Genomic DNA, 15567 nt, shown 5'->3' on the forward strand with positions numbered 1-15567 from the left:
GGCTAAACCGGCATCCCTGCCGGTTTACCCCCCAAATCACTGTCGAATTCCGGCCAGCGTGGTTTGACGGGGCGCCTGAGATCAAAAGCAGATCAAGAACAAGAGCAAGAGCAAGAGCAAGATCAAGAGCAAGAGCAAGAGCAAGAGCAAGAGCGGCTCGCTTCGCATCGTGGTTACCTGGGCGGCACATTCGACTTCTCTGTCGATTGAACCGCCGCCTTCGCAGGCAAGCCAGCTCCCACAGGTTGAGTGAGGTCATTTCAGCTCATTTGTACCCTCCAGAAGCCTGTAAACCCCGCTTTGACAGGCTCTGCCCGCAACCCTGTCACAGAACCGTCACGCCTGCCCCCTAGCGTGCCCTCCCAGTTGCCGGGCCCCTTGCCTGGCGCCAACGGATTCTTGGGGAGGGTTTCATGTACAAGCGCACCGGGCTCGTCAGCTTTACGCTTACCGCCTTGGCTCTGGCGATAGCCTGCGAGCGGCTCAACGCCGCGGAAGCGGCCACCGAGCATGTCGATGTGGTCGGCCAAGCCGCTGCGATCGGCAGCGCCCTCAAGGAGCAGCGCTCCTCCGACAGTATCAAGAGCGTGGTGCATGCCGACGGCGTCGCCCAGTTGCCGGATGAGAACGTTGCCGAGGCGGTGCAGCGCTTGCCGGGCATCAGCGTTGAACGTGACCAGGGCGAAGGCCGTTTTGTCAGCGTGCGCGGCCTGGGCCCGGACCTCAACAGCGTGACCATCAACGGCACCCTGGTGCCATCCCCCGAGAGCGAGCGCCGCGCCGTGGCCCTCGATGTTCTGCCTTCGGAATTGGTGCAGTCGCTGTCGGTGATCAAGACGCTCACACCGGACATGGACGCCAACTCCCTCGGCGGCACCGTCGATGTGAAGAGCCTCTCGGCGTTCGATCACAAGGGCCTGTTCTATACCGGCAGCACCGAGGCCAGTTACGACAAGAACACGCACCAGACCAGCCCGAAATTCTCCGGCGCCGCCAGTAACCGGTTCAGCCTCGGCGACGGTATCGACAACTTTGGCGTGGCCGCGGCCCTCAGTTGGCAGAAGCGTGATTTCGGCTCGGACAACGTCGAAACCGGCGGCGCCTGGGACTTCAGCAACGGCCCCCGGCTCAACGAATTCGAGCAGCGCGACTACGACATCAGCCGTGAACGCGCCGGTGGTGGCCTTAACTTCGATTACAAGCCCGATGACCTGAGCAGCTACTACCTGCGCACCCTCTACAGTCGCTACAAGGACACCGAAACCCGCAACGCTGCCAGCCTCGAGTTCGCTGACCCGCAAGCGCCCGGCCAATTGGGCGACGCCGAGGGTAAGCGCAAGCTCAAGAACCGCGAGGAAACCCAGCAGATCCAGTCCTACGTAGTGGGCGGTGAACGCATGCTCGGCCTGTGGACCCTGAGCGGCCAGGCCGGTTACAGCCGTTCCAGCGAAGACAGCCCGGGGCATATTGCCGGTGCGACCTTCGACGGCGGTGACTTTGCCGACAGCGGCTTCTACGACACGGCCAAGCCGCGCCCGCTCGTTGGTAGCGGTTTCTACGACCCCGCCAATTTCAGCCTCGACAAAGTCGACTGGGAAAAACAGCACACCCAGGACACCGAGAAGAACCTGCGCCTGGACCTGGCCCGCGACTATGACCTGCGCGGTTACGCATCCCAGTTCAAGTTCGGCGGCAAGGTCAGCCGGCGCCACAAGGACAATGACCTGGAGGCCTGGGTCTACAAGGACCTGGATGAGCAGGGCTTGAGCGATGAACAACTCAGCCTCACGCAGTTCCAGAAGGGCAACGTCGACTACCGCCTCGGCCGCTTTGGCCCAGGCATCAGCGCGGGCAATATCCGCCAGTTGATCGGCGGCCTCAATCGCGATGACTTCTATGACCCGACCGAATCCACGGTCAACGACTTCACCATCCGCGAAGACATCAATGCCGGCTACCTGATGAACACCGTCGATATTGACGACTGGCGCTTCATCGCCGGTATGCGTTACGAGGGTACCGAGTTCGAAGCCAAGGGCACCGGTGCCACGGACGGCCAGTTCAGCGCCACCGAGACCAAGCGCCGTTATCACCACTGGCTGCCGGGCCTGCATGCGCGCTACCAGATTGACAAGAACACCCAAGTACGCGCCGCCTGGACCAAATCGGTGGTGCGCCCGACCTTTGGCCAACTGGCCCCGGGTTTTGTGATCGACGATGACGAGGCCACGTTCGGCAACCCGGACCTCAAGCCTCTGGAATCGAGCAACCTGGACCTGGGCATCGAGCATTTCATGGGCCGTGCCGGTACCGTGTCGGCCTTCGTGTTCTACAAAGACATCCAGAACTTCGTCTACAACACCGACGTGGCTGGTACCGGTGCCTGGGCCAATTTCGCCGAGGCGCACACCTTTGCCAACGGCGACAGCGCCAAACTGTATGGCCTGGAACTGGCCTACTCACAGAAGTTCGACTGGCTGCCTGCGCCATGGAACGGCCTGATGATCGGTGCCAACAGCACCTTCAGCCGTTCCAGCGCGGACATCGAGGGCTTCGACAGTGCCAGCGGGCGCAATCGCAAGCGCAACATCAGCCTGCCCAACCAATCAGACACGGTCGGCAACCTGATGCTCGGTTGGGAAGACGACACCCTCAGCCTACGCCTGTCGGCCAATTACAAATCGGCCTATTTGTACGAGTTGGCGTCGATCAATGACAAGGCCCATGACCTGCACGTCGACGCGCAAACCTTCGTCGATTTCAGCGCGCGCTACTCACTGACCAAGAACCTGCAGGTCAGCTTCGAGGCACAGAACCTCACCGACGAGTCGTACTTCGTCTACACCGGCCACCGTAGCTACAACGGCCAGTACGAAGAGTACGGACCCACCTACAAGCTGGGCCTGACATTCACCCATTTCTAACGATAACGCGTGCTTCCTGAAGGATTTGTCTGTTCATGAGAATTTCCAAGCTGTGCCTGCTGGTCGTACTGGTTAGCAGCGCCAATGCGTTCGCCACTGACCTACCGCTGACCCCGTGGGCACCCAGCCTGAACGCCCAGGCCGTTGCCTTCCTGCCCGGCGGCACCCAGCGCGTGGCCGCCAGTGCCCGCGACGGCCTGCTGCTGCTCGACGATAACGGCGTCGAACTGGCCCGCTTCAAAGGCCGTTTCAGCAGCCTCGACACACGCACTGCCGGCACTCAATCGCTGATCGCCAGCCTCGACAACGACCGCCAGCAGGCCTTGCTGATCGGTCTCGATGGCGCCGGCAAAACCTGGGGTACGCCGCAGTACCTGCCGACCCGCGACTTCGCGGTAAATAGCCTGTGCCTCTATCGCGATTCGGCGGCCAACCTGTTTGTGTTTCTGGTCGGTGAAGAGGGCAAGGGCGAGCAGTGGCTGGTGGGCAATGGTTCGACGCTGTTGGCCCAGGCGCAGCGTGTTCGCAGCCTGCCACTGCCTCCATCGGCGCAATTCTGCCAAGTGGACGATGCGGCCGAACGATTGGTGGTGAATGAGCAAAACGTCGGCTGGTGGGCCTACCCGGCGCACCCGGAAGCCGAGGTGAAGCGCACGCCCGTGGCGCTGTTCGACGATCCCCAGCGCGAAGCAGGCGCCATGGCACTGGTGCCGGGCGGGATGCTCGCGTTGGACCCGAAAACCGCGCAATTGCACCTGTTCCAGCAAGTCGGGGAACGTTGGGTTGAGCAACCCAGCCTGGCCTTGCCGGGCCTCAAGGAACCGGAGCAGTTGGTGATACAGGGCCGGCAGGTGCTGGTGCGGGACGACGACAGCGAGCAGCTCTATCAGGGCCGCCTTGACTGGCAAGCCACGCCGGTGCCGGTTGCGCCGATACTTGCGCAAGTCGCCGCACTGCGCCAGACCGAACCCGTGGGTCGCCAAGGCGACGCGGCGGATGACCCGGCCATCTGGGTTCACCCTGAAACGCCGGCCAAAAGTCGTGTGCTGGGGACCAACAAGAAACAGGGCCTGTTGGCCTACGATCTCGACGGCAAGCTGTTGCAGGAGCTGGCAGTGGGGCGCCTGAACAATGTCGACATACGACCTGGCTTCAAACTGGGTACGCACACCGTCGACCTGGCCGTGGCGAGTAATCGCGACCGCAATAGCCTGAGCCTGTTCAGCATCGACCGCCAGAGCGGCGAGTTGCTTGAAGCCGGTGAGGTCCCCACGCCACTCAAGGACATCTACGGCATCTGCCTGTACCAGCCCGCCAGCGGTGAACTCTACGCATTTGCCAATGACAAGGATGGCACCTTCCTGCAATACCGCCTGAGTGCACCGGCTGGCCGTGTGCAGGGCGAGTTGGTGCGTCAGTTCAAGGTCGACAGCCAACCCGAGGGCTGTGTGGCCGATGACCAGCGCCAACGCTTGTTCATCGGTGAGGAAGATGTCGGCGTGTGGGCGATGGATGCCCGTGCCGAGCAACCGGCCACGCTCACTTCGGTGATCAAAGTAGGCGCGCAACTGCACGCGGACGTCGAAGGCCTGGCGCTGTATCAAAGCCCCGCACGGGATTACCTGGTGGTCTCCAGCCAAGGCAATGACAGCTACCTGGTGCTGGACGCCGAGCCGCCATTCGCTGTGCGCGGCGCCTTGCGCGTTGGCCTCAATGCGGCCGCCGGCATTGATGGCGCCTCGGAAACCGATGGCCTGGAGGTCACTGCCGTCAACCTCGGCGGGCCATGGAGCGAGGGCATGTTGGTGGTGCAGGACGGGCGCAAGCGCATGCCCGAGCAAGCCCAGAACTTCAAGTTCGTGCCCTGGGCCGAGGTGAGCCGTGCGTTGAAATTACCCTGAGCTGTCATCACGCAGTCATCCGTTTTTAATCGAATAGGAGCTTCACCATGCACGCGACGATGGAACATATGACGATCTGGAGCTTGATCAGCGACGCCAGCCTGTTGGTCAAGGCTGTGATGGTCACTTTGCTGCTGGCGTCCTTGCTCAGCTGGTACCTGATCATTCAGCGCAGCAGTGTACTGCGTGGTCTGGAACGGCAGCTCAACGGCTTCCTGGCGCGCTTTCGCGTCGTGTCGGACCTGCAACCTTTGTATCGCGAAACCGTGCAGGCGGGCGAGGGCGGTGTGGCGCCGATCTTCATTGCCGGCATGCAGGAATACCAACATCTGCACCACCACGATCCGGCAGTGCTCGAGGGTGTGGAGCGCGCCTTGCAGGTAGCGATCACCGAGCATGAGCTGGAGCTGGAAAAGGGCTTGCAGTTTCTGGCGACGGTGGGGTCGGTCAGCCCCTACATCGGCCTGTTCGGGACCGTGTGGGGCATCATGAATTCGTTCCTCGGCTTGTCGCAGGTGCAACAGGCCACGCTATCGACCGTGGCACCCGGTATTGCAGAAGCCTTGATTGCTACGGCCATTGGCCTGTTTGCGGCGATTCCGGCAGTGATCGCCTATAACCGTTTCGCGGCCCGCAGCCAGACCCTGCTCACACGCTACTACGCTTTCGGCAATGAACTGCAAGTGCACCTGCACCGCATGCTGCGCGGTACCTCGATCAACCTGGCCGTGGCCGCCTGAACAAGGAGCAAAGCGATGTTGATCAGGCCGCAACGCAAGCACGGGCCCAAGGCCGAGATGAATGTGGTGCCCTACATCGACGTGATGCTGGTGCTGCTGGTGATCTTCATGGTCACTGCGCCCATGCTCACCCAGGGTGTAAAGATCGAACTGCCCAAGGTCGCCGCCGAGGCGCTGGCCACCGATACGCGCCAACAGATCCTGACGTTGTCGGTGAAGGCGGACGGTGGCTACTACTGGAACCTGGGTGGCGAGCTGGATACGCGCCAGCAGACCGATAGCGCGGTGACCCTGGAAGAAATGAGCGCCAAGGTCATGCAGGTGGTGGCGGCGCGCAGCGATACCCAGGTGTATATCCGCGCTGACGACAATGCAGGTTATGGCCGTGTAGTGGCGGCCATGGCGGTGCTGCAGAAGGGCGGCATCAGCAATCTTGGGCTGGTGACAGAGGCCCCACAATGACAACGATGATCCTGCACAGTCCGGCACTGGCCTTGGCGCCCAACGGCGATGGTTTATGGCGTAAAAGCCTGGCAGCGAGTCTGGCCGTGGCGCTGCATGGTGCGGTGGCAGTGGCGTTGATGCTGGGCTGGTCGACGGAGCGACCAGGGGTGGATGCGCCGCGGGTGATGCACACGCAGTTGGTGGTTTTACCCGCTCCGGCGCCGGCGCCTGTGCCGACACCCGAGCCCGTAGCTGCCGCGCTGGCAGAACCTGTTGTCATCCCGGTACCGACCAGGCCGACGGTTGATCCGCAGGTGCAGGCGCAAAAGCTCGAGAAAGCCGCGCTGGCGCGCAAGCGGGTTGAAGAAAAGAAACTCGAGCAACAACAGCAGCGCATAGCGACCGAGCAGCGCAATCGGGAGTTGGAACAGCAACGTCTGAGTCAGGCGCGTGCCGCTTCGGAAAAAGCCCGAGCCGCCGTGCCTGCGCCTACCCCTGCATTCGACAGCCGCCAGTACCAACCCTTGAGCAAGGCCGCCCCCGACTACCCCGAACGTGCCCTGGACAAGAACATCGAAGGCGACTGCTCGGTGGAATACACCGTCAACACCCAGGGGCACGTGGAAAACCCCAAGGTATTGGACGGCTGTCACCCGTTGTTCATCAGGCCCTCATTGGCGGCGGCCAATACTTTTCGCTACCAGCCGAGAATCGTCGATGGCAAGGCTGTTGCCGTACCGGCAGTGCGCAACACCTTCCACTACCGCATCAAATGAGCTTCTCCAGCCACCTTCCCAAAACCTGGGTGGGAGCTGGCTTGCCGGCGATAGCGGTGGCTCAGTTGAATATTCAGTGACTGACACGCCGCCTTCGCGGGCAAGCCCGCTCCCACAGGGGATCTGTGGCAGATGCTGATTCTCTGGGCGATGCGTAACCAGTGTGGGAGCTGGCTTGCCTGCGAAAGCGGTGGCTCAGTTGAATATTCAGTGGCTGACACGCCGCCTTCGCGGGCAAGCCCTAATGCCAGTCAGTTAAGACAGAATCGGTAACTGTGGCGAGGGAGCTTGCTCCCGCTGGGGCGCGAAGCGGCCCCAAAAATGGGACTGCTACGCAGTCCAGCGGGAGCAAGCTCCCTCGCCACAAGTCACTGGTTGTCTGCTCTAGCTCTTAACTGACTGTCATTAGGGCAAGCCCGCTCCCACAGGGATCTGTGCCAGGAACTGATTTTTGTGGGCAATGCATGACCAGTGTGGGAGCTGGCTTGCCGGCGATAGCGGTGGCTCAGTTGAATATTCAGTGGCTGGCCCCCCCTTTGCGGGCAAGCCGTCAGACATTCGCGAGGTTACTTAACTCAAGGCCCGCCACATACCGTTCCAGATTAGCCAGGAACGTATCCGCAATTTCCTCCTTGCTGCGGGTCGAAATAGCCGAAGTATGCGGCGACAGCCGTACCCTCGGATGGCTGTACAGCGGATGCCCATCGGGCAGTGGCTCTGGCTCGGTGACGTCGAGGGAAGCCAGGCCGATCTGGCCGTTATCCAACGCGTGCAACAGCGCTTGCTGATCGAGCAGGCCACCGCGGGCGATATTGATCAGGTGCAGCCCCGGCTTTGCGCTGGCCAGTACATTACGATCGATGATATGCCGCGTTGCTTCGGTCAGGGGGGCCGCCACCACCAGGTGATCGGCGCGGGCAAACAGGTCGTGGATGTCCTTGGCCGCTTCCACGCCATCGAGGCCGAACGGGGTTGTGCTTTGACGCAGCGCCACCACCTTGAGCCCCAGTGCCAGAGCCTTTTGCGCCAGGCTTGTGCCAATCGCGCCAAAGCCCAAAAGGCCCAGCGTGGTGCCCTTGAGCGGGCGCAGCGCGGTGAACTGCCACTGGGCATCCTTTACCCAGATGTCCGGCAAATGCTTGGCCGCGGCAAAGATCGCCGCCAGGGCGAACTCGGCCAGGTTATCGGCGGCGCTGCCACGGGAAGTGGTCACGGGTGGGCCGTTGAATAGCCACTGGGGGTAGAAGTCGATACCCGACGACACCAGGTGCACCCACTGTGCGCCGTAGGGCCAGCCCGGTGGCGGGGTGTCGGGGGCGGTGTAGCCCCGCACATTGATCGGGCGCAGCAGCAGGATATTGGCGTGGGGCGGCAAGTCACTGGGCACACCGACCGGCACGCCGATTACCTGGGCTTGGGGGTGAAGTGGGGCAAGGCGCTCCCGGATCACCTGGTTGTAATCTTCGTCCAGTTGGCTGGCAATAATCACCTGGCTCATGTACGTTCCTTTTGGCGCTGGTTGAACACAGCTTTGCCGACGCCTTGCAGCACGGCGTCATTTTGCGGAGTGTGGACGCGGCTGCACAGCACATCGCGGTAATGCCGTTGCAGTGGGCTGTGCCGTGACAGGCCAGGGTTGCCCGAGGCTTCGATGGCCAGCTCGACCGCACGGATCGCATTGCCGGTCACCAGGTACTTCACTTGTGCGGCATTGGCCGTCGGCGTGTGGCCTGCGGCAGCAGCATCGAGCAGGCTACGGTTGGCGAACAGCAAAGTGTCGATATGGCCGACGGTCTCCTGAAAACGCGGCAGGGTGGACAGTGCCGCGCCGAGATTCGACGGCTTGCGCTCCTCCAGCCAGTCCACCAGCCAGTCTCGTGCCGCCTGGGCCACGGCGTCGTACACCGAGGACAACAACACCGACATCCAGAGGAATCCTTCGCCATCCAGCTCCGCTTGCGGGGCGCTCCAGGGACTGACGCTGACCGCATGGTCCAGGGGCACCCATACGTTGTCCAACACCACCTCATGGCTGCAGGTGGCGCGCATGCCCAAGTGGTCCCAGGTGTCGATGATGCTGACGCCGGGGCTGGCCTTGGGCACCAGCCAGGCGCCTACCAGCGGGTCGGCGTCATCGCTGCGCGCCCACACGCTGAACCAGCTCAGGCCATGGCTGCCGGTGGAGTAGAGCTTGCGCCCACTGATACGCCAGCCGTCGGCGGTGCGCACGGCGGTGGTGGCCGGCAAACCGCCACGGGCTGGGGTGCCAAGGTCAGGTTCGACACGCAGGGCATTGATCAGCGCGCCGTTCTGCACCGCCTCCTGCGCGACCTGCACGCGCAGGTGTGCGGGCCAGCTCTGGTTGTCTTGCAGGCGGGCGTGTTGCAGGTATTGCATCACCAGGATCAATGCCGTGGAGGGTTCGCCCTTGGCGATGGCGCTGATGACCTTGCGCGCCTGGGCCAGGCTGGCGCCACCGCCGCCGAGTTTTTTCGGCACGGTCAGGGCGATGAGTTGGTGTTGGTGCAGGAGCTTGAAATTAGCGTGGGGGAAGGCGCCGCTTTCGTCATAGAGGGGCGCGGTACTGGCCAGCTCGGCGCTGAGATGATCAAGCAGGGCGTCGAAATCGACGGCTTCCACAGCCTTGAGAGACGGTTGAGTCATAAGTCTGTACTCGGTCAAAAATGTGGGAGGGTGGCAAGCCCTGACCCCCTTGTAGGAGCGAGCTTGCTCGCGAAAAACTCACAGGCGCCGCGTTTATTCAGGAAGTACGCGTTATCGTGGGCGTTCTTCGCGAGCAAGCTCGCTCCTACAGGGGGTAGTATTCAGGCCAGGGCTTGTTCGGTGGCTTCGATCACGCTGTAGCGGTTCGCTGGCACTTCCAGGCCGAGGTTGTCCCGTAGGGTGTGGCCGCTGTACTCGGTACGGAACAACCCTCGCTGTTGAAGCACCGGCACCACCAACTCAGTGAAGTACTGCAGGCCATCCGGCAGTACCGAGTTGATGATGAAACCATCGCTGGCGCCGCTCTCGAACCAGGTCTGGATGGCATCCGCGACCTGTTCCGGGGTGCCGACAAAGTCGCGCTGGGGCCGCGAGAAACGCAGGGCCACTTCGCGCAGGGTCAGGCCTTCGTCACGGGCCAGTTGCTTGATACGTTCGGAGCCCCCTTTCTGGCTGTTGGCGCCCAGGTCGCCCAATTCAGGGAAGGGCGCATCCAGCGGGTACTGGCTGAAATCATGGTCGTTGAACGGCCTGCCGAGGGCGACAATGGCGTCTTCCACGGTGACCAGCGCCACGGCTTGCTGGTAGCGGCTTTCCACTTCGGCGGCATCGCGCCCGACAATCGGGCGGATGCCCGGCAGGATCGACAGGCTGTCCGGGTCGCGGCCAAAGCCCTTGGCGCGGCGTTTCAAATCGGCGCTGTAGGCCTTGGCCTCATCGATAGTTTCCACATGCACAAAAATCGCATCGGCGTTTTCGGCGGCAAAGTTACGCCCATCCTCCGAAGTGCCCGCCTGGAAAATCGCCGGTTGGCCCTGGCGCGAACGCGCGATGTTCAGCGGGCCTTTGACCGAGAAGAATTCGCCCTTGTGGTTAAGCGCATGCAACTTGCCTGGGGTGAAGAATTCGCCGCTGTGCTTGTTATAGGCAAAGGCGTCGTCCTCCCAGGAATCCCACAGGCCCTTGACCACATTCAGGTGTTCCTTGGCGATGCGGTAGCGCACGGCGTGGGGCGGATGCTCGGCCTTGCCGAAGTTATCGGCGGTGCCACTCAGCCACGAGGTGACGACGTTCCAGCCGGCGCGGCCGCCGCTGATGTGGTCCAGGGAGGCGAACTGGCGTGCTACCTGGTAAGGCTCGGTGTAGCTGACGGTCACGGTGGCGACCAGGCCGATATGAGTGGTCAGCGCGGCCAGGGCCGAGAGGATCGTCAGCGGCTCGAAACGGTTGAGGTAATGGGGGCTGGACTTGGGGTGGATATGCAGGCTGTCGGCGATGAACACGAAGTCGAACCGGGCGGCTTCGGCCAGTTCGGTCTGCTGCTTGTAGAAGCCGAAATTGGTGCTGGCGTCGGGTTGTGCCTGCGGGTGGCGCCATTCGCCCCAACCGTGGCCGACACCGTGCACCATAGCACCGAGTTTCAATTGACGTGGCTTGCTCATGTTCTGCTCCTTAGCGCGAGGCTTGTTCGAGGGGGATACGCTTGGCGTTGAAGCTGGAATCGAAGCCCTGGGAGACGTCGATGTGTTTGCTCAGCAGGCCTTCTTTTACATAGGTGTCGGCGGTGGCTTGCAGGCCATGGATCACCGTATCGTCAATCGTGACCGGGGAAAGATGGGTGTCCTGGGCCACTTCTATATGCACGGCCAGTGGCAGGCCAGTGATCTTGGCCTGGGCAGCGGCGTATTGCTCGGGATGGGTATTGGCCCAGGCGTAGGCGCGATCAATGCGGGCGACAAAGTCGTCCAGTTGCACGCGCTTGTCGGCAATGGCTTGGCCGGTGGCGGCGAAGTACAGATGATTGCTCAGCAGGTGCTTGCCGCTCACCAGCACGCGAGCATTGCTCTGTGAGGTGACCACGGTGGTGTAAGGGTCCCACGTCGCCCAGGCATCGGCGGTGCCGTTGTCGAGTACCAGCCGGGACTCGGCGGGCAGCAGGAAGATGAACTGCACATCCTGGGTGGTCAGCCCGGCATCGTTCAGGGCCTTGATCGCCAGGTAGTGCCCGATGGAGCCGCGCCCGGTGACGATCTTCTTGCCCTTGAGGTCGGCCGCGGTCTTGATCGGTGAATCCTTGGGCACCAGCAGCGCCGTGGTGTTACGGCCCTCGGCATGGATGATGCTGATCACCTTGATCGAGGCACCGGCGCCGAGGGCGAACACATAAGGGGCATCGCCCAGGGCGCCGATATCCACAGCGCCGGCGTTCAGCGCTTCGCCCAGGGGCGAGGCCGAGGGGAATTCCGACCATTTGATCTCGTAGGGCACGTTCTGGCTTTCGCCCGAGGCTTCCAGCAGCGCCTTGATCGTGGATTTCTGGTTGGCCACGCGCAGCGGTTGCAGGTCGCCAGCCTGGACGGTGGAAAGCAGGCCGAGGGCGAGGGCAGCGCCCAGCAACAGGCGTTTGAATGGAATGGCGTACAGCATGGGAAAAACTCCAGGCGTTGGGTAAAGGAAAGTACCTCCGCCTGGAGAAGGGGTCGGTTGAGCGAAACGGTGCAGCGGTGAATCAGATCACGTAGAAACCATGGGTGCCGTCGCGGGCCAGTTGTTCCACGAGGCCGAACTCCCAATCCAGGTAAGCCTGCATGGCTTCCCGAGGGTTGTCGGTGCCTTCGTAAGGGCGGCGGTAGCGGTCGATACGCGGGGACGCCAAGTGGCTTTCGCCTGACTCAAGGGGCAGTTGCGCTTGGATCCAGCCGGCCGTGCCGTCCTGCAGCAAAAAGACCGGCTTGCCGGTGAGGGCCTCGACTTCCGGCACGGCCAGGCGCGCCAGTTGGCTGCTGCCGCAGGTCAACACATAGCGCTGGGCGCTCGGTACCTTGCTCAGGGCCTCGGGCAGTTGCGCGCGTAGCACCCACCGAGCGCCGGGGATATGACGTTTCACGTAGTTGGCGCTGGCCGTGAAGTCCAGCACCTGCGTGTCGCCATGGCCGAGCCAGTCGGCAAGGGTGTGGGGGCTGATCAGTTCGGCCTGGGGCGGCGGCGGTACTGGCGCGACCCATGCGCCGCGCTCGCTGAAGTGCTCCGCTTGCAGGTCATCCAATACGTACACCTGCCAGCCCAACTGGGCCAGCCACGACGCGGACATATTGGCGCGCACACCGTCGTCGTCCACCAGGACCAGGCGCGCACCGCGCACACTGGCAACGTGGTCGGTTTCCTGCACCAGTTGCCCGCCCGGGGTGGCGCGGGCGCCCGGCAGGTGGCCGGCTTCGAATTCTTCTACGGTGCGCACATCGAACAGGTAGGTGGTGCGGGTCGCGTCCTGTTGCCAGCGGTGCAGATCATTGAGCGTCGCACGCTTGACCCCGGCTTTATCGGCAACACCATGTGCCTTTTGGGCGGCGAGTTGGCGATGGTTTTCCGAGGTCGGCGCAAAGCGGCGCGCCTGGCCATGGTCGAGGGTCTGCCCGGCCAAGGTCCAGCCGATGGTGCCGTTGCGCAGGGCTGCCACCGGGTTGGGGAGGCCGGCGTTGATCAACGACTGAGTGCCGATAATGCTGCGGGTGCGCCCGGCGCAATTGACGATGATGCGCGTGGCTGGATCGGGCGCCAGCTCACGGGCGCGCAACACCAACTCGGCCCCCGGCACGCTGATGCTGCTGGGGATGCTCATGGTCTGGTATTCGTCGAAGCGGCGCGCATCGAGCACCACCACATCGGCCTGGCTGTCGAGCAGGGCCTGGACCTCTTCGGCGGCCAGGGACGGTGTGTGGCGCTGGCTCTCCACCAGTTCGCCAAACGCCTTGCTGGGTACATTGACGTCGATAAACAGCTCGCCACCGGCCCGACGCCAACCGTCCAGCCCATCCTCCAGCAGGCTGACCTGGGTGTAGCCCAGTGCAACCAGGCGTTCGGCGGCGCGCTGGGCCAGCCCTTCGCCGTTGTCGTACAGGGTGACTTGGGTATCGCGGCGTGGAATGCGCGCGTACACCTCCAGTTCCAGCTTGGACAAGGGAATATTCGCGGCGAACAGCGGATGGGCCTCGGCAAAGGGGGCTTCTTCGCGCACGTCGATCAGCGCGACTTCTTCGCGTGCCAACAGGGCCTGGCGAATCTGCGCAAAGCTGCGGGTCGATAGGGTGGTCATAGGGCAGGGCTCTTTTCTTTGGACAGGTCCCAGATGTTCGGGAGATAGGCGTTGGAATAACCGGAGATAAACAGTTTCTCGCTGCCGTCGGGTTGATACACCGCCCGGCGCACCGCGCCGATATTGGCGCCGTATACGTGGATGCTGATGGACACTTGGTCGCCGTGGGCATTGCTGACCTGATGGATATCGCCGACCTTGGGCGACACCGCCTCGACCTGGCCCGGCAGCAATTGCACGGGTTCGCCTTGCGCTACCAGGCCGCCGCCCGGTGCCCGGGCAAACCCCTGGGAAACCTCCGCGCCGCGCAACATACCGATCAGCCCCCACACCCGGTGGTCATGAATCGGCGTGCGTTGCCCTGGCCCCCACACAAAGCTGACCACGCTGAATCGCTGGCGCGAATCGGCATGTAGCAAGAATTGCTGGTAGCGCTCGGGGTCGGGCTGGGCGAATTCGTCGGGCAGCCAATCATCGTGGCTGACCAGTTGCGCCAGCAGCTTGCCGCCACGGTGCAGCAGGTCGCCTTCACGCGGGTTGCCGTCGATCAATTCCGCCAGGGCGCCTATGAAGGCTCTGAGTCTCTCGGGGTGTCGGGCCTGGGTCATGACCATTCCATCGGGCTGTTGGTATGCTTTTATCTAAGCATAATGTTTATTTTTAATATGCTATTTTTTAATGATTAGCTTATAGCCGGAGGTAATTTAGAACCGGTTTGAATAGTGTTAGACGTTATTGATCACTGGTTGGGCTATCCAGACCTGTGTGCGGCCACTATGCTTCACGCACATCTTAATGACTGATCTGTATGTGCGGCCCAAATGAAAATTGACGATATCGATGCCTTTGTCGAAGTGATTCGTTGCCAGTCCATCAGCCATGCCGCCGCGTCGTTGCAGCTGACCCAGCCAGCCATCACCCGCCGCGTGCAGAACTTCGAGCAGGCTCTGGGAGTGGAACTGTTCGACCGCAACACCAAGCCCCTCAAGCCAACGCTGATCGGTACCCGTGTCTATGAGCAATGCCGGTTGATCCTGCGCGAGATGGATGCCCTGCGCGAACTGGTGGCCACCGATGCACCGCCCACCGGCGTGCTGCGCCTGGGCGTACCGCAGACCATCGGCGATGTGGTGCTGCTGGACGCACTCAAGCACCTGCGCAGCGAATACGCCGACTTGCGTGCCCAGGTTGCCACCGGCTGGGGCAGCCAATTGGTCGGCAAGATCGAACGCGGCGAACTGGATGCGGCGGTGGCGTTGTTCCCCGCGGGCAAGATCTTCCCGGACAACCTGGTCGGTGAGTCCATCGGCAAGATGGAGTTGGTGGTGGTCTGTGCCAAGGCGCAGTTGCCGAAGAAGCCTTGCAAGCTGGCGGACGTGTACCAGAGCGGTTGGATCCTCAACCCGGACGGTTGCGGGTTCCGTGCGGGGTTGCAGCGGACCTTGTCTGACCAGGGCCTGGCGCTGCGGGTAAACCTGGAAACCTTTGGCACCGAACTGCAACTGGGCCTGGTGGCCGACGGCCTCGGCCTTGGCCTGGTGCCACGTCCGTTGCTGGAACGCAGTGCTCATCGCGAGCAGCTGGCGGCGATGCCCCTCAAGGACTTCAAACCGGTGATGGATTTGTGGCTGATCTATCCGCATTTTCTCGGCAACCTGCAAGGGCCGGTGGATGCGTTTGGTCAATGGGTGGCAGACGCTTTGCACAAGATCCGCAGCGCTGCCTGACGCTCTGCCAGCCGACGCTTATCCACCTGACCCCCCGCCGAACCCAATGTGGGAGCTGGCTTGCCTGCGATGACGGCCTGACAGCCGACATTTACCTACCAGACACCCCCGCAATCCAACTGTGGGAGCTGGCTTGCCTGCGATAGCGGCCTGACAGTCGATACAGTTATACCGAGTACATATCCATTCCTGCGGTAACGGCCACTTAGGGTTCCGCTTTTACAGCGGCTCACTTTTG

General features: G+C 62.5%; 12 protein-coding genes. 6 read left to right on the forward strand and 6 right to left on the reverse strand.

The features are described from left to right. Positions 1-413 precede the first annotated feature (413 nt). From AC07S6_RS27005 to AC07S6_RS27025, 5 genes are read left to right on the forward strand one after another with little or no spacing between them, the layout of a single operon-like run. Positions 414-2924, forward strand: coding sequence for a TonB-dependent receptor (locus AC07S6_RS27005; protein ID WP_495113389.1), 2511 nt, complete (start codon positions 414-416; stop codon positions 2922-2924). A 35-nt stretch (positions 2925-2959) separates the two neighbouring features. Further along, on the forward strand, positions 2960-4825 hold the full coding sequence (locus tag AC07S6_RS27010; RefSeq protein WP_495113390.1) for a phytase: 1866 nt from the start codon (positions 2960-2962) through the stop codon (positions 4823-4825). 47 nt (positions 4826-4872) lie between these two features. After that, positions 4873-5565 carry a protein TolQ gene (gene tolQ / locus AC07S6_RS27015; RefSeq protein WP_495113391.1) on the forward strand — a complete coding sequence of 231 codons (693 nt, stop codon included), beginning with the start codon at positions 4873-4875 and terminating at the stop codon, positions 5563-5565. Positions 5566-5580: 15 nt separating this feature from the next. Then, a complete protein-coding gene (gene tolR / locus AC07S6_RS27020) occupies positions 5581-6027 on the forward strand; it encodes a protein TolR (protein ID WP_014718165.1) in 447 nt (148 codons plus the stop codon). Continuing rightward, entirely contained in the window at positions 6024-6785 is a 762-nt protein-coding gene (locus AC07S6_RS27025; RefSeq protein ID WP_495113392.1) for an energy transducer TonB, read from the forward strand. The genes tolR and AC07S6_RS27025 overlap by 4 nt, the downstream gene beginning before the upstream one ends. A gap of 550 nt (positions 6786-7335) precedes the next feature. Here the strand turns inward: AC07S6_RS27025 and AC07S6_RS27030 are convergent. The 6 genes from AC07S6_RS27030 to AC07S6_RS27055 form a co-directional block, all read right to left on the reverse strand. Next, entirely contained in the window at positions 7336-8283 is a 948-nt protein-coding gene (locus AC07S6_RS27030; protein ID WP_197884067.1) for a D-isomer specific 2-hydroxyacid dehydrogenase family protein, read from the reverse strand. Continuing rightward, a complete protein-coding gene (locus AC07S6_RS27035) occupies positions 8280-9449 on the reverse strand; it encodes an acyl-CoA dehydrogenase family protein (protein WP_096143864.1) in 1170 nt (389 codons plus the stop codon). The genes AC07S6_RS27030 and AC07S6_RS27035 overlap by 4 nt, the downstream gene beginning before the upstream one ends. A 161-nt stretch (positions 9450-9610) precedes the next feature. Next, positions 9611-10951: an LLM class flavin-dependent oxidoreductase gene (locus tag AC07S6_RS27040; RefSeq protein ID WP_034127403.1), complete on the reverse strand. Its 1341-nt coding sequence runs from the start codon at positions 10949-10951 to the stop codon at positions 9611-9613. A 10-nt stretch (positions 10952-10961) separates the two neighbouring features. Further along, positions 10962-11936: an ABC transporter substrate-binding protein gene (locus AC07S6_RS27045; RefSeq protein ID WP_198791234.1), complete on the reverse strand. Its 975-nt coding sequence runs from the start codon at positions 11934-11936 to the stop codon at positions 10962-10964. 82 nt (positions 11937-12018) lie between these two features. After that, positions 12019-13602: a rhodanese-related sulfurtransferase gene (locus AC07S6_RS27050; protein ID WP_495113393.1), complete on the reverse strand. Its 1584-nt coding sequence runs from the start codon at positions 13600-13602 to the stop codon at positions 12019-12021. Next, positions 13599-14210 carry a cysteine dioxygenase family protein gene (locus tag AC07S6_RS27055; RefSeq protein ID WP_014718170.1) on the reverse strand — a complete coding sequence of 204 codons (612 nt, stop codon included), beginning with the start codon at positions 14208-14210 and terminating at the stop codon, positions 13599-13601. The genes AC07S6_RS27050 and AC07S6_RS27055 overlap by 4 nt, the downstream gene beginning before the upstream one ends. Before the next feature lie 213 nt (positions 14211-14423). On the opposite strand from AC07S6_RS27055, the gene AC07S6_RS27060 reads away from it, so the two are divergent. Beyond that, positions 14424-15329, forward strand: coding sequence for a LysR family transcriptional regulator (locus tag AC07S6_RS27060; RefSeq protein WP_003191880.1), 906 nt, complete (start codon positions 14424-14426; stop codon positions 15327-15329). Positions 15330-15567: the final 238 nt, after the last annotated feature.

Source organism: Pseudomonas sp. GW821-FHT07B01 (genome assembly GCF_059419065.1).